Origin of the sequence: Rhodococcus sp. UFZ-B548, from assembly GCF_903819475.1 — a bacterium.
GTDB classification, from domain to species: Bacteria; Actinomycetota; Actinomycetes; order Mycobacteriales; family Mycobacteriaceae; genus Rhodococcus_F; species Rhodococcus_F erythropolis.
Map to the genome: position 1 here is coordinate 36,779 of NZ_CAIJDS010000051.1, position 19,987 is coordinate 56,765.

The following is a 19,987-nucleotide window of genomic DNA, read 5'->3' on the forward strand; positions in this document are numbered from 1 at the left end:
CCCAAACCACAGAGAGAGACACTGCCACATGTCCACACGCTCACGAATGTTGTTCGCTCGCACTGCGAAGGCCGCCGCACTTGTTGTCACCGGAGGCCTGTTGTTTGCCGCTCCCGCCACGGCCATCCCGCTCGACTTGGGCTCTCTCAACACGGGATCGGTCGATCTCGGCTCGCTCGATCCTGTGCTCGCGCCGACACCGAACTTGGCCTCCGTGGCCAACTTTCGCGACGTCGCCGGCAATGACGGTAGGGGATACGCCACCGTCGACGGCTCGCACCTCAAGCGCGGCGTCATCTACCGGTCCAATGCGCTGACCGCGACCAGCGACGCAGACAAGGCGACGCTCACCGGCCTCGGACTTGCCGACGCCTATGACCTCCGCGGTTCAACCGAGATCTCCAACCCGTTCATCGGTGGCGCGGACAAGCTCCCGGACGGTGTGACGTACACGAACATCCCCATCGAGTTCAAGGATCTCACTCAGCTCGCCACAACGATCAAGTCGCCGGAAGAGGCCAAGCAGTTCTTGGTCGACACCAACCGTAGTTTTGTCACCGATCCCGTGCGCCGTGCCGGCTTCAAGCAGGTTCTCTCGGACATCGCTGCTGGTGACGGGGTGCAGTTGTTCCATTGCACTTCAGGCAAGGACCGCACGGGTTGGACCGCGATGTTGCTGCAGACCATCGCTGGTGTCCCCGCCCAGACGATCATGGACGACTATCTGTTGAGCAACACCTACCTTCAGGCGACCAACGAGAAGATCCTTGCGCAGATCTCTCAGGCCCTGAGCCCGCAGGTAGCGACCAATCTCGAGCCAGCCCTCGGTGTCGATGCGTCATACCTGGAAGCTGGACTCGCGCAGATAGCCAGCGATTACGGAACCGTCGACGGTTATCTCACCGAAGGTCTCGGACTCACTGCGGACACGATCGCACTTCTGAAGGCCAAGCTCGTCGACTAGTTGCGCGCCGCTAAAACGCTTGAACGAACGAGTACCAGTCGCCGTCGAACTCCTGGTATCCGATCTCGCCGTCGCGGCGGGGCTTGCCGAGATATGGTGCGCCGTCGGGTAAGTACGCCAATCCGATCGAATCGATCAGACCGCCCTCGATGTGGAAGCGGCACCCGTTGCCGACGGGCCAGACCTGCAGGACCCGGTAGACGCCAATTGTTCGGTTGTCCAACGACTTCTGGCAATCCGCGGCCACTGCTTCGAGCGAATCTTTCGACAATGCAAACGCAACACGCGAAGGGACGGACAAGGTCACGAGCGCGCCGGTGACGAGGACTATCACCGGCGCGATCGTGCTCAAACGGAGCGTTTTGTACTTCATCCAACCAATCAGGCTGAGTATCAACCACACTCCACCCAAACCGAGTAATACCGAGGCGGCGACCGCAAAGAATGGAAAGTACACAACCGGCGGCATGAAGGACCACACGATGATGCCGCATGTGAGAGCGACAAGCACTGCGATGACAACTGCCATCACCTTCCACCAGGATGCCGGACCTCCGCGCTTAGTTACCGGATCACCGTCAGTCATCGGACAACCCTTGCACAAGGCAGTAATTGTGGGGTGGCAACGAATGGAATTGTTGCCACTGGTTTACGTCGAGGCCGTCGTGCGTTGAACCGAGAATTGGTCACTTTCAGCGCCGGCTATCTCTCTGATGCCGGAGGGTATGGTCGGATTGTGAACCAGGATCTGATCATTCGCCGCTACCTACCCTCGGATGAGGATGTGGTCGTCGACCTGTGGTCGCGCGCTGCCCGTGAAGCCCATCCATTCCTTGCAGGCGAGGGGACCGGTGAGCGGGAGCAGAAGATGCGAGAGGTCTATCTGATTCAGGCCGACAATTGGGTGGCTGAGCACAACTCCGAAGTTGTTGGCCTGTTGGGAATGATCGGCTCCGAAATCGGGGGACTGTTCGTCGCGCCGGCATCACAGGGGTTGGGAGTCGGGAGGGCGTTGGTCGAACACGCCACCACCATGCACGACGAGGTGACACTCGAGGTTTACACCCTCAACGATCGCGCCCGCAGGTTCTATGCGCTGATGGAGTTCGAAGAAGAGGGGCGCCGACACGACGCCGAGACGAACCACGAATTGATCACTCTGCGTCGTACTGGTCGCGACTTCTCCCTCATTCAGGCCTGAGAAAGGCGATTCAGCCCAGCGCAGGGTGCCAGGAGTTCCACCACTCCACGATGGGAACCAGCCAGGGAGTCCAGATCTTCCAACTGTCACCGAGTCCGTACGGCGGTATCGGAATCATGACCATCGCCTCCTGAACGTCCCGCAGACAAACTCGTCCGTGAATCTGATGTATCCCAACGCACCTACGCTTGGGCCTGCTGGTCTGCCTGCAGGTGCTTGACCGGGCATCCCGTGGGGAAGGTGCCGAGGTCTTCGACCTTGTAACCGTTCGGGTAGCTGCGGATGTTGGGCAGCTCGCGGGCGAATTTCCGCTTCGTACGCACCGGGAAGAAGCGCAGCAGACGCGCACGGACCTTCAGCGCACCGCGCGAGACGACGCGCATCGCGGTGCTCGGGTGCTTGTAGTGGAAGGCGTCGAGTAGGTGATCGTCCATGAGGGCGAACGCGAATCCCTTGACCAGAGCCTTCGGCGCCAGGTTGTTGGGCGGGAAGGTGCACATCAGGTCGAGGGTGGAATCGGCAACGGCCCGCGCTCCGGAGTCGAATGAAAAGTGTTCACGCTCATAGTCGTCGAGAAGTTTGACGAACCCCTCGTAGGTGTCAGGAGTGTCCTTGATGTTCATGTACCGACCCAGGTGGCGGTAATAGTTCGTCGACCCGACGATCTCGTTGTCGGTCATCTTCCGCCAGCCGTACTCGTCGAGCCATCTGACCGGGGTGACGACGAAGGTTGCCAGTACGTAGAGCATGTCGTCGTTGGAGATGTCGTACGAACCGTGCATCTGATTCATACGACGCACGCTCTTGCGGCCTTCGGTGCTGCTGAGGCCGTGCTCGAGGATGGCGTCGAGGATCAGGCTGGTGTCGTCGTAGCGCTTTTGAACCTTGTCGGTGAACTCGCCCGTCGAGAAGAGGAGCTTGCCGATGGAAGGGACCGCGTACGTGCGAAAAAGGGCGAAGCTGAGCGCCTGATTGATGTCCCAGGGAAACTCCTGCGCCGCGAGAATGCGCGACATCTCTTCGTAATCGGTTTCGGGATCGAGTCGATCCGTGCGACTGCGGAGGTCGTAGCGCTTCATCTGAACACTCCCTGGGACTGGTCTGCGCGCTGCAGAGGTAGGTGTGAGCTGCACCACCGACTGTAGTTCTGACAACACGCGTTGTCTAGGGGTGTGAATAGTCGACTTTCCATCGTTTCGGGCGTTGTACCAGGGGTATCCGGAAAGTGTTGTCGACCCGAGGAGCAGCTATGAGCGTCACACGCACGGCCGGGGTTTTTGCGGCCATCGGATTACCGATTGCCGCGAGCGTCATGTTCGCCGGAGTCGCCTCGGCTGATCCGCCCCACCCTTTCGGCGGCGCCGCCGTCACCATCGGGTGCCCGAATCAGGGGTCACTGGCCTCGTTGACCGGGCTTACCGGCCAGTCCGGACCAGAGTCCAATCCGCCCATCGCCAAGGGTGATATTCGCTTCGATTCGTTCCCGGCAGCTGCGCCCATTCCGGCGGCGGGTCAGGTGACCGTTGCGTGGGTCAACACAGACACGGGTAAGTCCGGAATCGTGGACCTGGTAGGGGCGTACCCGTATCTCTCTGCCACGGTGAACACCGGCGTCGGCAATGTCGTTGCGACGGCGTTCGGTTCGATCAATTGGGGCAGTAGTCCCATCTGCCAGTCGAATCCGACGATCGGCAGGTTCATAGCCTGATCGTCACAGCCTGATCGTCACAGCCTGAACGGGCACAGGGTTGGCGGTATCGCGTGATTATCTGTCATCTCGGAGATACCGCCGTGTCCGTCCCATCCCATATTCTGAAACGTGTTAGTTGAAAGCATATTTCAGGGATGGAAAAGGTGGCGACGTGAACGGGTCGAGCGCGCGTCAGTTGATGAGCCAGATGCTCGTCGAGAAACGAAACAGTCTTGCGCCCGAAAAGGTCGGCATGCGCTGCGAGGGTGCTCGCCGTATGCACGGACTCAGTCGGCGTGATGTCGCGCAGATTGCCGACATCAGTTTCAATCACTATCAGCGACTGGAACAGGGTACATCCGTTGGTGTTTCGGCTCCGGTCATCGTACGTATCTGCGACGCCTTGTTGATGGAAGACGACGAGAAGGCGCGCATGCTGGCGTTGCACCAGGCATGGGCGCGCCCTCGTCGACCGCTGGCTGGATCCCGAGTTGCCGGACCTCAGGCCGCCGGTGAAATCTCCGGTAGGCAGCGGGCCAGTTCGGCCGGCGTGTAGAAGAAACTCCCGGCGCTCACCGGAGCGCACGGGGCAGCAAATGCTGTCTCGCGCTCGTTGTAGAGCATTCGGACCAGCCGTTCACCGTCCGGTCCGGCGTAGACGTCCCACTGCACGTTGGCGGCCATCGGGCTGACATTCGCTCCGCGCCAGGGGTTGTTCGCATAGGTGTAGAGATCACCCTCGGCCTGCGAGACGGTGCTCCCCGGCAGTTTCAGGAGCGCAGCGAAGGGGATGATCGTTTCTGCGTGTGCAAACCGGAAGTCTGCTCCCGGTACGGCGGCGTCGCCGGTGTGTTCCTGCAAGCCGCGCACGAACTCGTCGCGCAGGACGGTTGCCATCCGGTAGGTGACGTCTTCACCGGTGAAGCCAGGGCCCTTGGCGTAGAAGTCCTCGGCGTCGTTCGTGTACGCGAGCCACTGAGCGTCGTCGGAGTCGATGAACCGCTCGAAATTCCACTTGCCTTCTTCGGCCATGCCCGGAGTGATGATGTACGTGTTGTACAGCATGTACGCGGCGTCGACCTCGTTGTCGATCGTGCTGGAACCCTTGCCACGGTCGACGAGTGAGAACTCGCCCGCACTCAGCCGGTTCACGAAGTCCTCCGAGTAGAGCCTGAGCATCATGTGCCGCGAGACCTCGCGGGTGCGGGGAAGATCGGCGATCTGGTCGTCGACGGCTTTCAGTCGAGGATCGGACTCTTCGTAGTCCTTGTAGTCGGCGTTTGCATTCGAGTCGTGGAAGTAGAGAAGGTCGGCATCCGTGGTCACCGGCGCAACATCGCCGGCGACGGCCGGAAACGCACCGGTCAGGCCCTGAGCGAAGTTCTCGGCGCTGTCCACGGCACGGTCGACGCCCGACGAAGTCAAAGTGATGGTGCCCTGTTGCGCTGCGATGGCGTCGAACAATTGAGGGAGGCGCTCGGTGACGCGCGCTCCGAGCTGCCGATGTTCGGTGACCCCGAGTCCGCTGAGGTTGCCGTACCCGAGCTTCTTGTTGGCTGCCATGAGATCACGAAGCGCCGGGCCGAATTCCTTGCCGACTGGTGTCAATGCGTTCTCGGCTTCGGCGATTTCCCACAGCTGCAGGCTCAGGTCGTCGTACTTCAGGCTCGACAGTGCCCGAGAGCCATGGCGCGCAACACTTTCCGTGTACACCGGGATGTATCCGGTCGGCGGCACCTGATAGTCGGCGATGCGCTGGCCGGGAGTGTAGGGCGTCTTGGACGTGAAGCCGCCGTCGCTGACGGTCGGTGTCTCTGTCGAACCGGAACTCGAACCGGCGTCGAGCGAACCGAACGGTGACGCCGTGGCGATCGACTGGACGCTGCTGGTGACAAGCACGAGTCCGACAGCGCCGGCAGCGGCCAGCACGCCGAAGCGTGAGCTTCGCATGGTGAGTTGATCCTCTCCGTCGGTGCCGAGGTGACACGACGGAAGGAAAGTTAGAACAGCTAAGCGTCCGAATTGCTCCTATTTGCCCATGTGCAGATGGACGCGGGGTTACAAGTTTCGGATCCGCCGAGCTCAGGAGGGTTTGGCGGCAATCCCGATCGACACGGAGAGCGACAACGCGATGAGGGTCATGGCCAGCCACTGGTAGCTCTTGGGCGTGGGCTGCTTCTTACGTCCGAACTTGCTCACTGATGTCTCCCGTTTGTCCGTGGGTACTCAGCACATATTACTGTTCCATTACCCCGATTGCGTGGTCGACCTAAAACTGTGCGCGATCAGACAGCAGGCGGACCGTGAAGTCCGCCCGCTGCCCTGTGATCAGGAGGTCGTGCGCAGCTCCCGTCGCAAGATCTTGCCGGTGACGGTCTTGGGCAGTTCCTCCACCAGCACCACGGAGCGTGGGTACTTGTACGCCGCCATCCGCTGCTTGCAGTGATCGATCAGATCTTCCGGGGTGACGGACGCCCCCGCGACGAGGCTGACAAACGCCTTCACCGTCTCACCGCGGTATTCGTCGGCGATCCCGACGACTGCCGCCTCACGGACTGCGGGGTGCTCGGCAAGAACGTCCTCGACCTCGCGTGGCCACACCTTGTAACCGGACGCGATGATCATGTCCTTCTTACGGTCGACGACGTAGAACCAGCCGGCTTCGTCCATGAAACCAACGTCGCCGGTGTGGAACCACCCGTCGCGAATGGCCGACGCACTCTCCTCCGGCTTGTTCCAGTAACCGCGCACCACCTGTGGACCACGGACGACCAATTCACCGATCTCTCCGATCGGCAGGACCGCACCGCCCTCGTCTTCGATGCGGACCACGGTGTTGGGTACTGGAACGCCGACGGACAGTGCCCCGGACGTGGGGTCGACGGGCGTGTCCGCCCCGACGGGAACGGCGTGAGTGGGCGACGTGGTCTCGGTCAGCCCGTAGATGTTGTGCAGCGCAGCACCGGTCATGGCGCGGACTGCCTCGGCGGCTGTCGGCGAGATGGGTGCGCCGCCGGAATACAGCAACCGCATGGAGGTGAAGTCTGCGGGCGCGCAACCCGGAGTGTTGAGCAGTGCGGTGAACGCAGTGATGGCGCCGACTGTGAATGTCGGGCGGTGCTCACGAATCGCGTCGAGCATCACCTCGGGCTGGAAGCGATAGGCCAGCACCAGCGGCATTCTCGCCAGGACGGACACCGCGATGTGACCGATCAACCCCGTGATGTGGAAGAGCGGTGCTACGCCGAGAACCGTGTCTTTCGGGGTGAGCCCCAGCCAGTCACGGTAGACCTGGGCGTTGAAGGTCATATTCGCGTGAGAGGTCATCGCTCCCTTCGGCGGACCTGTGGTTCCCGACGTATAGGTCAGTACCGCAATGTCTTCCGGTGCAGCGTCGGTAGTGATCGGATCGCCGAGACGATGCTGGTCGATCAGCGTCGCGAGATCGTCGGTACCGAGATCCTTCTTCACGATTCCGTCGAAAACCCGTGGATCGTTGCGGCTTTGGTACTCGAGTTCCGAGGTGGTGATGACTCGCCTGACCGGCGAGTCGGAGACGACGTTGCGGCCGACGGACTCGTAGAGCCCCTCGAGAGCGATCAGAACCGCTGCTCCGGAATCTTCGAGTTGGTATCCCAGTTCTCGTTCACGGCTCATGGGATTGATCGAGACTGCGACGCCGCCGGCTTTCCAGATTCCGGCGAGGGCGAGCACGAATTGCGGAACGTTCTGCAGGAAGAGTGCGACACGGTCTCCCTTCGTCAGACCACCTGCTCGTAGTGCGCGGGCCAGGGCGTCACTCTGCTGATCCAGTTCGGCGAAACTGAGTTGACCGTCGAAGTACTTCACAGCCGTGGCGTCCGGATCAGAGCGGACCGCCGCCGCCAACATTTCGAGCATTGTGGGCTGTTCGACGTCGATGTCGGGGGGAACGTCGTTGCGGTACAACGCCAACCAAGGGCGATCTTCGTATGTCATTTGATGGCAACCGGATTCACGGGAGAGCCGCTGGCCTTGGCAACCTTGAGCGGTGCGGCGACGTACAAGAACGTGTACTGGCCGTCGGACGCGCAGTCCGCGGCCAGCTTCTCCAGATCGCAGATCTCGGTGAACACCACACCGAGGTTGCGCATCAATGCGTTGTGGAGAACCAGTGCCACACCGTTTTCGGGGTCGGTGGTGACCTCGTTGGCAATGGTGTCGGTGACGAGGTTCGCAATCTCCATGTCCTGGAACCACTGGACGAGTTCGGGGCTGTAGATCAAGCCGGGCTCGCAGAAGCCCTCGTAGAAGGCCTCGCCTTGGTCGAAGAACAGCTTGAGGAAGTTGGTGCGGATGACGAGAATGTCACGCTTCTCGATGGTGACGCCCTGCGCTTCGGCGCAGGCCAAAAGATCATGGTGCGTGAAGGTTTCGGCCTTGTCGAGGTTTTCCTTGCCGCGGAACTTCGCCATGTCGAGAAGTACTGCGCGTCCGACGACGCCGCGGTCGGCAATCGGTTCGACGCTGGCCTTCTCCAGGCCGCCGACAGTGGTATCAGCCGAGTATCCGTTCCACAGGGCGCCGTCGTACCAGACGTGGCCGAGTGCGTCGTACTGCGTCGAGCCCTGCAGGAATGCGTCGATCTTGTCGTCCGCGTAATGCAGGCCGCCGGGGAAGTTGGGGGCGTCGTCGCCGTCCCAGCTGCTCTCGTCGAAGATCTGTGTGCGCTCGGCGGGGCTCCGGCCCGGCCAGACCGGATCACCCTTGGGATCGCCGATAAGACGTTGGAGTGTGAACACGGAACCCTGCTTGATGGTTCCGACGCCGCGAAGCACCTGTCCGGCGTCGAGGTAGTTCAGTGAACCGACCTCGTCGGACTCTCCCCACTTGCCCCAGTTGCTGGGTGCGTCGCGCAGGAGTTCTCCAAGATATGGCGCCTCGGTCATGGTGATTCGATCCTCTCGCTACCGACACCGAACGATCGCTCGGGCGGACCTGGGTCTTTGTGATCCACATCATGTTCAGGCCGATAACTAGTAGTCAACACGTTCATAGATTTCCGTGGTCATCGCATTGTTGGAAATCCTATGTTCGGCAATACTGAACACTGTGACCGAATTTGAGAATGCTGTCCTGATCGGGGCGTCGATCCGGCAAGCGCGGCGTCACAGCGGGCTCTCGCTGCGTGAATTGGCCAGGCGTCTCGATGTCAGCCCGGCCACCCTCAGCGCTGTCGAGACCGGAAAGACCAGAGTCAGCGTCGACCGGTTGGCGGCAATCGGCGGGATTCTCGGAGTGCGTTTCGACGCTCTGCTCCCGGCTGCGATAGTGCGTCCGCCGGAACAGCCGCGATGGGGAGGCGACGACGCCGACCCGGACGCACATTTTCGCCCGAACGAGTGGCGAAGGTTCGGTCCGAGTTCGTTCGATCCGGTGTTGGCTGCCGCGCTCGCGGAGATGGTGAAGACCGGATATCACGGCGCTGCGATGCGTGAGATCGCCAAACGTGCGCAGATGAGTGTTCCGGGTCTGTATCACCACTATTCCAGTAAGCAACAGATGTTGGCCAAAATTCTCGACCTCACCATGGCTGAACTCAACACGAGATCGTTGGCGGCTATCGAAGAGGGCGAAAGTCCCGACGAAAGATTGGCTTTCCTTGTCGAATGTGTGACCTTGTTCCATATCTATCGGCGTGATCAAGGATTTCTCGGCGCCAGTGAAATGCGCAGTCTCACAGCCGAGAACAGGTTGCGCATCACGGAATCACGCAACTACCAGCAGTGGTTGATGACGAAGCAGGTGGACGACGGAATCGCCGCCGGTGTGTTCGAGACGGATCGGCCGCGACAGGCCGCGCGTGCGATTGTCGTGATGTGTGTCTCTGTCGCGCAATGGTATCGGCCGAGTGGGCCGCAAACGCCCGAGGAAATCGCACGTGACTACGTGCGTTTTGCGCTCGATCTGGTGCGCCTTCAACGACCGTGACGGACGTCATCCGGCTCGGGTGATGCGCCTGCGGGCAAACGGGTCCATGCTTGGAAGGTATCCGTACCGCGACTCGAGTAAGGAACGAAACCCAATGTCTTCCAATCTGTCTCACAAGGCCTACATGATCGGTGCCGGCATCGGAAACCTCTCGGCTGCCGTCTATCTGATTCGAGACGGTGAGTGGAACGGTGAGGACATCACCATCATGGGCCTGGACATGCACGGAGCGAACGACGGCGAATCCGCCGCTACGTTTCAGCACCAGTACGGCCATCGCGAACTCGGTAACGACGCGGGTTTCATCAACCGCGGCGGCCGCATGCTCAACGAGGAAACCTACGAGAACCTCTGGGACATATTGAGTGCGGTTCCGTCGCTGGACAACCCGGGAAAGTCGGTGACGGATGACATTCTCGACTTCGACCACGCGCACCCCACGCATGACGTCGCACGGTTGATCGACCGAGACGGTATTCGCAACAAGGGCGAGAACGATTACAAGCACATGCAATTCGACAACAAGGACCGGTACTTGTTGACGAAGCTGATGACGATGCCGGAGTCGGACGAGGCAAAACTCGACGACATCAGCATCGAGCAGTGGTTCGAGGACACTCCGCACTTCTTCACCACCAACTTCTGGTACATGTGGGAGACCACTTTCGCTTTCAAGCGGGTGAGTTCGGCGATGGAGCTTCGCCGGTACATGAACCGAATGATTCTCGAGTTCAGCCGCATTCAGACGCTTGCGGGTGTCACCAGGTCCCCGTACAACCAGTACGAGAGCATCATCTTGCCGATGCGGACCTTCCTCCAAGGTAAGGGCGTGAAGTTCGTCAACGAACTGAAGATCACGGAGTTCGTGTTCAAGGACACCCCGCTTCGAGACGAGATCATCGTGACGGGACTCGATTACGAGAACGTCCGCACCGGCGAGAAGGGCCGAATCGACGTGGCGGAAGGCGATTTCGTCTTCGACACCAACGGCAGCATCACCGACAGTTCGTCGATCGGCGATCTGGATACTCCGATCGTCGAAGACATGAGATACGCGCCGAGTGCGCTGCTGTGGAAGCAGGCCACCGAGCATTTCTACGATCTCGGGAATCCCGACAAGTTCTTCGGGGACCGGGCGCAGAGTGAGTGGACCAGCTTCACCGTCACCACTTCGTCACACGAGCTCATCAACGAGATTTCCCGAATCACCAAGCAGCTCCCCGGAAATGCACTCAACACGTTCGTGGACTCGAACGTGCTTCTGTCGATCGTGGTTCACCATGAGCCGCACTACCACGCGCAGAAGGAGAACGAAGGAGTCTTCTGGGGTTACTGTCTGTTCCCGCGCAAGGACGGAGATTACGTGAAGAAGCCGTTCATCGAGATGACCGGCCGGGAAATGCTGGAAGAGACTCTCGGGCATCTCGAGGCACTCGACGAGAGCGGTGCGCTCGCCGCGCGCCGACAAGAGATTATGGACAGCGTCGTGAATTCGATTCCCAGCCACATGCCTTACGCCAGTGCGCTGTTCAATCGGCGAGCCGTCGGCGACCGGCCGCTGGTGGTGCCGAAGCACTCCAAGAACCTGGCCTTCATCAGTCAGTTCGCGGAGTTGCCGTTCGACATGGTGTTCACCGAGCAGTACTCGGTGCGCTGCGCTCAGGTGGCCGTCTACAAGTTCCTGGGGATTCCGGAAGACAAGCTCACCAAGATGCATCACTACGAGAAGGATCCGAAGGTCCTCGCCAAGGCCGCAGTGACGATGTTCCGCTGAGGGGTGCTCAGCGACCGTGCCGCTTCTCGTAGTCCTCGCGAGTGCGATCGGCACGGCGCTGGGCCTTCTCGTCGAGCAATTCGGGATCGAGTCCGTGGCTCAGCAGTCGGTGACGGCGGTAGATGGTCCCGAGCGCCACGACGAAGTACGCGAGCGGGATGAGCAACAAGGCCATCATGGCCAAGGGAATCCAGATCGGTCCCGGAATCAACAGGAACAGCAGAAGAATCAGCGTCGCCGGCACGGTGAAACGAATGATGTAGCGAGCCTGTGCACCCGGTCCGACCAGATCGTTCCGCACCCAGTCCTGGTACCGGTCGGGGAGCGTCTTCCCCAGGAGGTATCCGCAGTACTGGGGAAAGTTCGGGCGAGTCTGTTCGGCCATGGTCTCCAGGATAGTGCCTGGTACTGCCGCTTACGCCGGTGCCTTGAACGTGCGTCGGTAGGCGCTCGGTGAAACGCCGAGCGCTTCGTTCATGTGTTGACGCATCGATGTCGCAGTCCCGAAGCCGGTTCGAGCTGCAATTGCATCGATCGACAGATCGGATTCCTCCAGCAATTCACGTGCCCGATCGACGCGTCTGCTGGTCAACCAGCGGTTCGGCGTGGTTCCGACTTCGTCGCGGAATCGACGGCTGAACGTGCGGACGCTCATGTTGGCACGCGTCGCCAGGTCTGCCAGCGTGATCGGATCGCCGAGATGTTCGAGGGCCCAGTGCCGAGCGTCGGCAGTCGATTCCGAAGGCTTGTCAGCCAGTGGGCGGCGGATGTACTGCGCTTGACCACCGTCGCGCCACGGCGGTACGACGCAACGCCTCGCGACGGTGTTCGCCACTTCCATGCCGTGGTCGCGTCTGACGATGTGCAGACAGAGATCGACGCCTGACGCCACGCCGGCCGAGGTCAGGATGTGGCCTTCGTCGACGAACAGCACGTCGGGATCCACGTTCACCTTGGGATAGACACGCTGGAAATGGTCGGTGTTGCGCCAATGCGTCGTGGCGCGGAGTCCGTCGAGCAAACCGGCCGCGGCGAGGATGTACGAACCGGTGCAGATCGAGACCAGCCGGGTCCCCGGGCGGATGTGTTCGAATGCTGCGGCCAATTCGGGGGAGAGATACCCCTCGTCGAAGGCCGGGCCCAATTCGTACGACGCGGGGATGACGACGGTGTCGGCGGTGGCGAGCAACTCGCTCCCATGGTCGACCGAAATGCTGAAGTCAGCGTCGGTCTGCACGGGATTGCCGTCGACGGTGCACGTCAGGATCTCGTACAGCGGCCGATCCTCGACGTCGAGGGCACGCCCGAAGATACGCGCGGGGATCCCGAGTTCGAAGGGAATGACTCCGTTCAGAGCCAGTACGACGACGCGATGCGGACCAGACATGGCTCGATTCTTTCATATATTGGCAATCTGGCCACTGTTCTCGATCGAATCCGAACTGCAGAATTCTCTCTGTGACTTCTGAGACCGCTCTCCCCGAATCGGGCCCGCAGCAGGTGAGCCCCCCGCGCTTTCACCGCGCGTGGTCCGTCGCGATCGTGGCATTCCTGGCATTGGTCGGTGCGGCGAGCTTCCGCGCTGCCCCATCGGTGCTGATCGATCCGCTGCACGAGGATTTCGGGTGGTCGCGCGCCAGCATCTCGGCCGCCGTCTCGGTCAACCTGATCCTGTACGGGCTGACCTCGCCGTTCGCCGCTGCCCTGATGGAAAGGTTCGGTATCCGGGCGGTCGTCACTTCGGCGTTGGCGCTCATCTCGCTCGGCAGTGGTCTCACGATCTTCATGACCTCGAGTTGGCAGCTCATTCTGCTGTGGGGTGTGTTCGTCGGCCTCGGTACGGGTTCGATGGCGCTGGCGTTTGTCGCCACCGTCGTCGATCGCTGGTTCGTCGAAAAGCGTGGTCTCGTGACCGGCATCCTGACGGCCGGTGGTGCTGCCGGTCAGCTGGTGTTCCTGCCGGTCCTGGCGAAGCTCGCGGAAACGTACGACTGGAAGAGCGTCGCCTTCACAGTTTCGTTTGCCGCACTGGCCGTCGTGCCGTTCGTTCTGCTGTTCCTGCGTAACTATCCGTCAGACGTGGGAACGACGCCGTACGGCGCGCCCGCCGATTACGCCCCACCCGCCAAGCCTGTCTACCAGCGCGGCGGCGCCGGAGGCCGGGCGATCTCGGTGCTGGTGATGGCGTCGAAGACCAAGGTGTTCTGGCTTCTCGCCGGTACCTTCGCGATCTGCGGCGCGAGCACCAACGGACTGATCGGAACGCACTTCGTCCCGGCGTCGCACGATCACGGAATGCCGATCACGACGGCCGCGTCCCTGTTGGCGTTGATCGGAATCCTCGACATGGTCGGCACCATTGCTTCGGGTTGGTTCACCGACCGGATGGACTCGCGAAAACTTCTCGGCATCTACTACCTCTTCCGCGGAATCTCGCTGCTCTTCCTGCCGCTGCTGCTCGCCAACACCGTGAATCCGCCGATGATCGCGTTTGTCATCTTCTACGGGCTCGACTGGGTGGCGACGGTTCCGCCGACGGTCGCGCTGTGCCGTCAGCACTTCGGCGCCGACGCTCCCATCGTGTTCGGTTGGGTGCTGGCATCTCATCAGATCGGTGCGGGTCTGGTGGCCTTTTTGGCCGGCCTCGTTCGTGATCAGATCGGCTCGTACGACGCTGCCTTCTTGGTGGCCGGCGCGCTCTGCGCGATCGCTGCAGTCATGTCGTTGTTGATCGCAAAACGTCCGAAAGAGGCAGTATTGGTTGACTCTGTCTGATTCGGCACTGTGATCGGTACCACCGACGGGGTAAGTTGTGTGTAACTCCAAGAACTACTCACCAGTAGGGGTACTGAAATGCCTGCTCCGTCCGCTGCGACCTTCTCGCGGCTCGCCGATCTGATCGCCATCGACAATGTTGCCGATCGCCCGACGAAGTCCATCACCGAGGTGTTCACCGGCAAGGAGCTGGCGACCATCCCCGTCGGCACCGCCGACGACGCACTTGCGGCCATCGCCCGTGCCCGCGTCGCCCAGAAGGAATGGGCCAAGCGCTCCGTCCTCGACCGCGCCGCCGTCTTCCACCGCTACCGCGACCTCATCCTCGAGAACCGCGACGCCCTCATGGACATGGCTCAGGCCGAGACCGGAAAGTCGCGTACCGCAGCTCAGGAAGAAGTCCTCGACATCTCGATGACGTCGCGTCACTACGCACGTGTGGCTCCGAAGCTGCTGCGCCCGCGTCGCGTCTCCGGCATGCTCCCGGGTCTGACGAAGACCGTCGTCCGCTACCAGCCCAAGGGTGTCGTCGGCGTCATCTCGCCGTGGAACTACCCGATGACGCTGGCCGTGTCCGACGCCATCGCCGCGCTGCTCGCCGGTAACGCCGTTGTCCTCAAGCCGGACAGTCAGACGCCGTACTGCGCGCTCGCCTGCGTCGAACTGCTCTACAAGGCGGGACTGCCCCGCGACCTCTTCGCCGTGGTTCCCGGACCGGGCTCCGTCGTGGGCACCGCGCTGGTCGAGAACACCGACTACCTCATGTTCACCGGTTCCACCGCGACCGGTCAGCTCCTCGCCGAGCAGGCCGGCCGTCGACTGATCGGCTTCTCCGCCGAACTCGGTGGCAAGAACCCGATGATCGTCGCGGCCGGCGCAGACCTGCGCGAGGTCACCGACGCCGCCGTGCGTGCGTGCTTCTCCAACTCCGGTCAGCTGTGCATCTCCATCGAGCGCATCTACGTCGAAGAGTCCATCGCACCCGAGTTCATCCGTATGTTCGGTGACCGCGTCAAGAAGATGAACCTCGCCGCTGGTTACGAATTCGGAATCGAGATGGGCAGCCTGGTCTCCGAGGCCCAGGTCAAGGCAATCTCCGCGCATGTCGACGACGCAGTGGTCAAGGGCGCCACCGTCATTGCCGGCGGCAAGGCCCGCCCGGACATCGGACCGCTGTTCTACGAGCCCACCCTGCTCACCGGGGTTCCCGAAGACGCCGAGTGCTACCGCGACGAGACCTTCGGGCCGCTCGTCTCGATCTACCCCGTCAAGGACGTCGAAGAGGCCATCGCTGCGGCCAACGACACCGAGTACGGCCTCAACGCCAGTGTGTGGGCGGGAAGCAAGGCTGCCGGCGAAGCCATCGCAGCGCGCATCCACGCCGGCACCGTCAACGTCGACGAGGGTTACGCACCCACCTGGGGCAGCACCGCAGCACCGATGGGCGGCATGGGTGTCTCGGGCGTCGGTCGTCGTCACGGCGCCGAGGGGCTGATCAAGTACACCGAGCCGCAGACCGTTGCCACCACCCGCGTCATGAATCTCGGTGGACCGCGCGGACTTCCGGCCAAGGTGTGGGCAAAGCTCATGCCTCACGCCATCAAGATCATGTCCTGGGTTCCGGGCCGGTAACGGGTGGAAACCGCCAGCGCGTACATCGAGGCAACTCCCGTATCGGTGTGGAAGGTTGTCAGCGACATCGAAGGTATGGGTCGCTTCAGCCCTGAAAACACCGGCGGAACATGGACTTCCGGAACCCCGGGCACCGTGGGCGCAAAGTTCAAGGGCACCAACAAGCACGGCCTGATTCGGTGGAGCACGCACTGCACGGTGGTCGACGTGGTCGACTGCCGGAAGTTCTCCTTCGAATCGGACGAGCCGAAGGCTCGGTGGACGTACGTGCTCGAACCTTCGGGAACGGGCACTGTGCTTACCGAGACTCGTGAAATCTATGCGACGCCTGCGCTTTACGTCCGCATGATGTCGGGTAGCGGCCTACTCGGTCGGGGTCGAGATCAGCTGATGCAGACCGGAATGGAAACCACTCTGGCGCGCATCAAGGCGTTTCTGGAGAGCTAGAAACATACACAAGTGGGGCTGCACTCGATTCGAGTGCAGCCCCACTTGTGTTGCTGCGGATCAGTTTGCAGTGGTGACAAGCGCGGCGTCGATGAGCGCGGTGTAGACACGCTCCGGCTCTTCGGCGATGCGATTGAGTACGTACAGCCACCACTGTGTTCCGAAGATGACGTATTCGCGTGTGGTGAAGCCCGCGGCTCGGAGTGCGTCCAGTTGCTCGGTACCGAGGCCGAGCAGCATCTCGAACTCCACATGTTCGGCTCTGAGCTTCGAATCATGCTCGGCGCGCAATGCTTCGAGGATGTCGCGGTCATGCGTCGCGATGGAAACCTGGTGACCCGAGTCGACGATTCGGCCTGCGTAGTCGAGATACGCGCTGCGCAGTTCGGCACTACCGCGCGGGTAGGCGACGGATTCGGCTTCGAGGAAGGCGCCTTTCACGAGACGGATGCGACCGGGTCGGTCCAGCAGAGCGGCGAGATCCTTTGCGGTCCGGTGCAGTCGGGCCTGAACGGTGATTCCCACGTGAGTGAAACGCTCGGTCAGCCGCGCATGCATGTCGAGGACCAGGTCGGTGCGATCGGACGCTTCGGCGGAAATGATCAGCTCGGCACCTGCGTGTTCCGTGGCCTCGGCCAGGCGCACGACATTGCGAAAGCACTGCTCCGGATCGATCACCAAGCCGATGTGTGAGAGGTCGAACGACACGGTGCTGTCGACACCCGACGTGCCGATCCGTTCCGCCAGTTCCACGAAAACATCGGTTTCGGCGTTCGCGAGCTCGGGATCCCGGACGCTTTCCCCGGTGTATTCGATGCTCGCCTTGTGCCCTCGGGCGAAGATCGAGGGAAGACGATCGAAGGCGTCGTCGATGGTTTCGCCGCCGATGTAGCGAGCGGCGACTTTCCGTGCGAGTGCTGCAGTCGCAGCGTCCGCCATGGTGCGTTCTTTCAGGGATTCGTCGAGTGCGAGGCGGCGTAGGACGTCTGCGGCCTGGGCTTGTAGATCCGTGTTCACGGCTTCAGCGTATCCGGACGAGGGTGCGGGAATTATTCTCCGGACCCTTGCGTTCGATCTATTGTCGATATATCGTCGATACGTCAAACAAACACAGACAGTCCAGGAGGACAACATGTACGCCCCACATAACAACCCAGAAATGCAAGAACGTCGCGAGCATGGCCGCCGAGGCCCGCATCGTGGACACGGTTTCCGTCGAGGATTCGATGGAGAGCGCCCCGAGGGTCGCTTCGAAGACCGAGCAGAAGGACGCCCCGAAGGCCGACGCGGTCGCGAAGGTCAGCGCGGACACGGCCGCCCTCACTTCGGTGAAGCCGGCGCAGCGCTCCGTCCCGCGATGGGTCTACTCCGAGGTGCCGCTGTCGCGGTAGCCGCAGGTGGGACTGCTGAGCAGGTCGCCAAGGCAGAGGCAATTCTTGCCGAGGCACGCCGTGCACTGTTCGAGATGCTGGCGGAAAAGCCGGCTGACGTGCAGCAGGCTCACGCAGAATCTACCGACACACTGCCGGCAGAGTGATCACGGCGCTCAGGCGCCGACGGTGACTTCCTCGCTGTTCATGCCGGAAACGTGGCCGTCGGCGCCCTCTCGCCAGTACCCGACAACATTGTGCTTGTCGCGAGCAATTCCTCGAACTTCCCTCAGATGCTTACGAATACGACGGCTGGTTGCGCTTTCGCACGCCACCCACGCGTAGATGTCGGCCGATTCGGATTCGGGAAACTCGATCTTCTCCACAGCTTCGAACAGTGCGCTCGGCGCCTTTCCGAGGCCACTCCCCACGAGCCACGTGTACGTGACGTCGCCGCGAGTGACAAATTCCTGTCGATCCTCTTCGGTTTCGACCTCGATGATCGCCTGTGCGACATCGCCCTCTCGAAGTTCTTCGACAATCCTGCCCAGTCCGGGGAGACCCGTGGCGTCTGCGACCAGCAGCTGCCAGCGAGGACCCGCCGGTGCTTGGTAGTGGGACCGCGAACTGTCCGACCAGAAGACGCCTAGTAGGTGACCTGGTTCGGCCCGCAGGGCCCAATCCGCTGCAATACCGCCAGGGTGCACGACGAAGTCGATGTCCAGACGTCGGCCACCGTCGTGCACCTTGCGCACGGTGTAGTGCCGCCACGGTGGCTCGGTTCCGAGATCGGCCTTGCCGTAGTCGGGATTGTTGAAGTAGTCGTAATCTGCTTCTGTTTCACCGGGTTTCGGGAACGCGATATCGATGCGCTCGTCGCCTTGTCCGCCGGTCGGCCAGTGCCAGTCACCTTCTGCCTCGATGCTGATTCGCCGCATGTGCGGGGTCAGGGACGTGACGGTGACAACGCGGGCGGGTTCGCAGAAAGACATGCCTCGACCCTATTGGTCCTGCGTGTCGAAGTGGAGACAGATGCTGTCGCAAGACGGACATCGAGCGCAACCGAAAATGCCAGCGTATGCCCCGGGGCATGGTTATTCCCCGGGGCATACGCTGGCATTTTCAGTTATGCCCGTTCAGGCGGCTGTCGGTGGGCTGTTCCCGCCGATCGGGTGCTGATACGGGTCAACGGACATCGGCGGATAGAACACCGTCTTCCGATCCGGGCCGATCTCGACACGCCACTCGGTGTGGTGCAGCGTCCGGTGGTGATGACCGCACAACAAGATCAGATTGTCGAGATCTGTTGGGCCACCATCATTCCAGTGAACAATATGATGAGCATCGCACCACCCCGACGGAGTCCCACACCCCGGAAACGCACACCCACCATCACGAACCGCCAACGCCCGCCGCTGCGGCACCGTCGCCGTTCTCGCTTCCTTACCGCACTCGAGCGGAACACCATTCTCGTCCAACAGGATCCGGGTGACGGTGCAGTCGCACGCCAACATCCGTGCGGTATCGATACTGATCGGACCCACCCAATCCGTCCACGCGAACCCGAGTTCCTCCGTCGACGGCAGCAAGTCCTTCAAGGCCTGCAGATCCGTCATGTCTTTCGCGGACGCGGTGATCGTGATGTGCGGTTTCACCCCGCCCTCGATCGGACCCAACCCCGCCCGCTCGTACCGGCGCAACAATTCGCAAAACCCGTCCGCACGCCGTAATGCCGGAGTACGCGTGTCCTTGACACCGTCCTTCTCCGGCGTCGGCGCCGACAAACTCGACAACAACGTGATCAACCGCGCCCCGTTCACAGCATCTAGGTCGCCCTTCACAGTCACCCGCCCGTACAAGCCTTTCGAGGCGTAGAACTCATTCCGCTCCGAATCTTCCCCGACCGGAACGCCATCCTCGCGTTTTCCGTACTGCTTCTCGATCCGCCGAATCGCTGCCCGCACCGCATCACAATCCGCGATGTTCTTCGACGCCAACCCGAGCAGAATCCCGCGGGCCTTGTCCACATCCGCCAGGGTCATGTTCTTCGGTGGATGCTGACAAAACGACGCCACCTGACGGGCTTTCAACGCATCCACATCACCACGGTGAAACGCATCCGCCACAACAGGTTCGAGCATCAACAACCGCGCCAACCCGACCA

General features: G+C 61.6%; 20 protein-coding genes. 10 read left to right on the forward strand and 10 right to left on the reverse strand.

Translation table 11 applies throughout. The annotated features are described in order from the left end of the window. Positions 1-28: 28 nt before the first annotated feature. Positions 29-964, forward strand: coding sequence for a tyrosine-protein phosphatase (locus tag H7C86_RS29905; protein WP_019746272.1), 936 nt, complete (start codon positions 29-31; stop codon positions 962-964). 10 nt (positions 965-974) lie between these two features. Here the strand turns inward: H7C86_RS29905 and H7C86_RS29910 are convergent, their stop codons facing one another. Then, positions 975-1,550 (reverse strand): hypothetical protein, encoded by a 576-nt coding sequence (locus H7C86_RS29910; RefSeq protein WP_259349326.1) that lies wholly within the window; start codon positions 1,548-1,550, stop codon positions 975-977. A gap of 150 nt (positions 1,551-1,700) precedes the next feature. Between H7C86_RS29910 and H7C86_RS29915 the strand changes: the two genes are divergently transcribed. Beyond that, positions 1,701-2,165 carry a GNAT family N-acetyltransferase gene (locus tag H7C86_RS29915; protein ID WP_182262760.1) on the forward strand — a complete coding sequence of 155 codons (465 nt, stop codon included), beginning with the start codon at positions 1,701-1,703 and terminating at the stop codon, positions 2,163-2,165. A 182-nt stretch (positions 2,166-2,347) separates the two neighbouring features. Here H7C86_RS29915 and H7C86_RS29920 read toward each other — a convergent pair whose 3' ends face one another. After that, positions 2,348-3,244, reverse strand: coding sequence for an oxygenase MpaB family protein (locus tag H7C86_RS29920; protein WP_021342356.1), 897 nt, complete (start codon positions 3,242-3,244; stop codon positions 2,348-2,350). A gap of 170 nt (positions 3,245-3,414) precedes the next feature. Between H7C86_RS29920 and H7C86_RS29925 the strand changes: the two genes are divergently transcribed. After that, a complete protein-coding gene (locus H7C86_RS29925) occupies positions 3,415-3,873 on the forward strand; it encodes a hypothetical protein (RefSeq protein ID WP_019746277.1) in 459 nt (152 codons plus the stop codon). A gap of 154 nt (positions 3,874-4,027) precedes the next feature. Continuing rightward, positions 4,028-4,411: a helix-turn-helix domain-containing protein gene (locus H7C86_RS29930; protein ID WP_069146723.1), complete on the forward strand. Its 384-nt coding sequence runs from the start codon at positions 4,028-4,030 to the stop codon at positions 4,409-4,411. Here the strand turns inward: H7C86_RS29930 and H7C86_RS29935 are convergent. The 3 genes from H7C86_RS29935 to H7C86_RS29945 all read right to left on the reverse strand — a co-directional run bounded on the left by H7C86_RS29935 (position 4,357) and on the right by H7C86_RS29945 (position 8,783). Continuing rightward, positions 4,357-5,805, reverse strand: a complete 1,449-nt coding sequence (locus H7C86_RS29935) for a histidine-type phosphatase (RefSeq protein WP_182262761.1) — start codon at positions 5,803-5,805, stop codon at positions 4,357-4,359. The genes H7C86_RS29930 and H7C86_RS29935 overlap by 55 nt on opposite strands. 378 nt (positions 5,806-6,183) lie before the next feature. Further along, positions 6,184-7,833: a class I adenylate-forming enzyme family protein gene (locus H7C86_RS29940; protein ID WP_060938732.1), complete on the reverse strand. Its 1,650-nt coding sequence runs from the start codon at positions 7,831-7,833 to the stop codon at positions 6,184-6,186. Next, the gene (locus H7C86_RS29945; protein WP_182262762.1) at positions 7,830-8,783 is read right to left on the reverse strand and encodes a cyclase family protein; all 954 of its coding nucleotides are present in this window, start codon (positions 8,781-8,783) and stop codon (positions 7,830-7,832) included. The genes H7C86_RS29940 and H7C86_RS29945 overlap by 4 nt, the downstream gene beginning before the upstream one ends. 115 nt (positions 8,784-8,898) lie before the next feature. Here H7C86_RS29945 and H7C86_RS29950 point away from each other — a divergent pair, with 115 nt between their 5' ends. Both H7C86_RS29950 and H7C86_RS29955 read left to right on the forward strand, forming a co-directional pair. After that, a complete protein-coding gene (locus H7C86_RS29950) occupies positions 8,899-9,825 on the forward strand; it encodes a TetR family transcriptional regulator (RefSeq protein WP_182262763.1) in 927 nt (308 codons plus the stop codon). 46 nt (positions 9,826-9,871) lie between these two features. After that, a complete protein-coding gene (locus H7C86_RS29955) occupies positions 9,872-11,599 on the forward strand; it encodes an oleate hydratase (RefSeq protein WP_182262767.1) in 1,728 nt (575 codons plus the stop codon). Between the two features lie 7 nt (positions 11,600-11,606). On the opposite strand, the gene H7C86_RS29960 is transcribed toward H7C86_RS29955, so the two are convergent. Both H7C86_RS29960 and H7C86_RS29965 read right to left on the reverse strand, forming a co-directional pair. After that, on the reverse strand, positions 11,607-11,984 hold the full coding sequence (locus tag H7C86_RS29960; RefSeq protein WP_003943558.1) for a DUF5313 family protein: 378 nt from the start codon (positions 11,982-11,984) through the stop codon (positions 11,607-11,609). Positions 11,985-12,014: 30 nt separating this feature from the next. After that, the gene (locus H7C86_RS29965; protein WP_092765217.1) at positions 12,015-12,986 is read right to left on the reverse strand and encodes a GlxA family transcriptional regulator; all 972 of its coding nucleotides are present in this window, start codon (positions 12,984-12,986) and stop codon (positions 12,015-12,017) included. Positions 12,987-13,057: 71 nt separating this feature from the next. Here H7C86_RS29965 and H7C86_RS29970 point away from each other — a divergent pair, with 71 nt between their 5' ends. From H7C86_RS29970 to H7C86_RS29980, 3 genes are all read left to right on the forward strand, one after another. Then, positions 13,058-14,374 carry an MFS transporter gene (locus H7C86_RS29970; protein WP_021332663.1) on the forward strand — a complete coding sequence of 439 codons (1,317 nt, stop codon included), beginning with the start codon at positions 13,058-13,060 and terminating at the stop codon, positions 14,372-14,374. Between the two features lie 78 nt (positions 14,375-14,452). Continuing rightward, positions 14,453-16,006, forward strand: coding sequence for a succinic semialdehyde dehydrogenase (locus H7C86_RS29975; RefSeq protein ID WP_003943578.1), 1,554 nt, complete (start codon positions 14,453-14,455; stop codon positions 16,004-16,006). A gap of 3 nt (positions 16,007-16,009) precedes the next feature. Beyond that, positions 16,010-16,453 (forward strand): SRPBCC family protein, encoded by a 444-nt coding sequence (locus H7C86_RS29980; protein WP_019746286.1) that lies wholly within the window; start codon positions 16,010-16,012, stop codon positions 16,451-16,453. A 60-nt stretch (positions 16,454-16,513) separates the two neighbouring features. Here the strand turns inward: H7C86_RS29980 and H7C86_RS29985 are convergent, their stop codons facing one another. Continuing rightward, positions 16,514-17,470 carry a proline dehydrogenase family protein gene (locus tag H7C86_RS29985; protein ID WP_182262764.1) on the reverse strand — a complete coding sequence of 319 codons (957 nt, stop codon included), beginning with the start codon at positions 17,468-17,470 and terminating at the stop codon, positions 16,514-16,516. Positions 17,471-17,585: 115 nt separating this feature from the next. On the opposite strand from H7C86_RS29985, the gene H7C86_RS37500 reads away from it, so the two are divergent. Continuing rightward, positions 17,586-17,990 carry a hypothetical protein gene (locus H7C86_RS37500; protein ID WP_242459737.1) on the forward strand — a complete coding sequence of 135 codons (405 nt, stop codon included), beginning with the start codon at positions 17,586-17,588 and terminating at the stop codon, positions 17,988-17,990. Between the two features lie 9 nt (positions 17,991-17,999). Here the strand turns inward: H7C86_RS37500 and H7C86_RS29995 are convergent, their stop codons facing one another. Both H7C86_RS29995 and H7C86_RS30000 read right to left on the reverse strand, forming a co-directional pair. Next, positions 18,000-18,815, reverse strand: a complete 816-nt coding sequence (locus H7C86_RS29995) for a siderophore-interacting protein (protein ID WP_166501594.1) — start codon at positions 18,813-18,815, stop codon at positions 18,000-18,002. Positions 18,816-18,959: 144 nt separating this feature from the next. Further along, positions 18,960-19,987 (reverse strand): HNH endonuclease signature motif containing protein (locus H7C86_RS30000; RefSeq protein ID WP_182262765.1); only part of this gene is annotated, 1,028 nt, incomplete at its 5' end.

Excerpts from the sequence above, each read along its gene's own strand:
- H7C86_RS29940 (WP_060938732.1), bottom strand. The coding sequence starts at position 7,833 with ATGACATACGAAGATCGCCCTTGGTTGGCGTTGTACCGCAACGACGTT.
- H7C86_RS29960 (WP_003943558.1), bottom strand. The coding sequence starts at position 11,984 with ATGGCCGAACAGACTCGCCCGAACTTTCCCCAGTACTGCGGATACCTC.
- H7C86_RS29935 (WP_182262761.1), bottom strand. The coding sequence starts at position 5,805 with ATGCGAAGCTCACGCTTCGGCGTGCTGGCCGCTGCCGGCGCTGTCGGA.
- H7C86_RS29945 (WP_182262762.1), bottom strand. The coding sequence starts at position 8,783 with ATGACCGAGGCGCCATATCTTGGAGAACTCCTGCGCGACGCACCCAGC.
- H7C86_RS29905 (WP_019746272.1), top strand. The coding sequence starts at position 29 with ATGTCCACACGCTCACGAATGTTGTTCGCTCGCACTGCGAAGGCCGCC.
- H7C86_RS37500 (WP_242459737.1), top strand. The coding sequence starts at position 17,586 with ATGTACGCCCCACATAACAACCCAGAAATGCAAGAACGTCGCGAGCAT.
- H7C86_RS29995 (WP_166501594.1), bottom strand. The coding sequence starts at position 18,815 with ATGTCTTTCTGCGAACCCGCCCGCGTTGTCACCGTCACGTCCCTGACC.
- H7C86_RS29910 (WP_259349326.1), bottom strand. The coding sequence starts at position 1,550 with ATGACTGACGGTGATCCGGTAACTAAGCGCGGAGGTCCGGCATCCTGG.
- H7C86_RS29955 (WP_182262767.1), top strand. The coding sequence starts at position 9,872 with ATGCTTGGAAGGTATCCGTACCGCGACTCGAGTAAGGAACGAAACCCA.
- H7C86_RS29965 (WP_092765217.1), bottom strand. The coding sequence starts at position 12,986 with ATGTCTGGTCCGCATCGCGTCGTCGTACTGGCTCTGAACGGAGTCATT.
- H7C86_RS29925 (WP_019746277.1), top strand. The coding sequence starts at position 3,415 with ATGAGCGTCACACGCACGGCCGGGGTTTTTGCGGCCATCGGATTACCG.
- H7C86_RS29920 (WP_021342356.1), bottom strand. The coding sequence starts at position 3,244 with ATGAAGCGCTACGACCTCCGCAGTCGCACGGATCGACTCGATCCCGAA.
- H7C86_RS29975 (WP_003943578.1), top strand. The coding sequence starts at position 14,453 with ATGCCTGCTCCGTCCGCTGCGACCTTCTCGCGGCTCGCCGATCTGATC.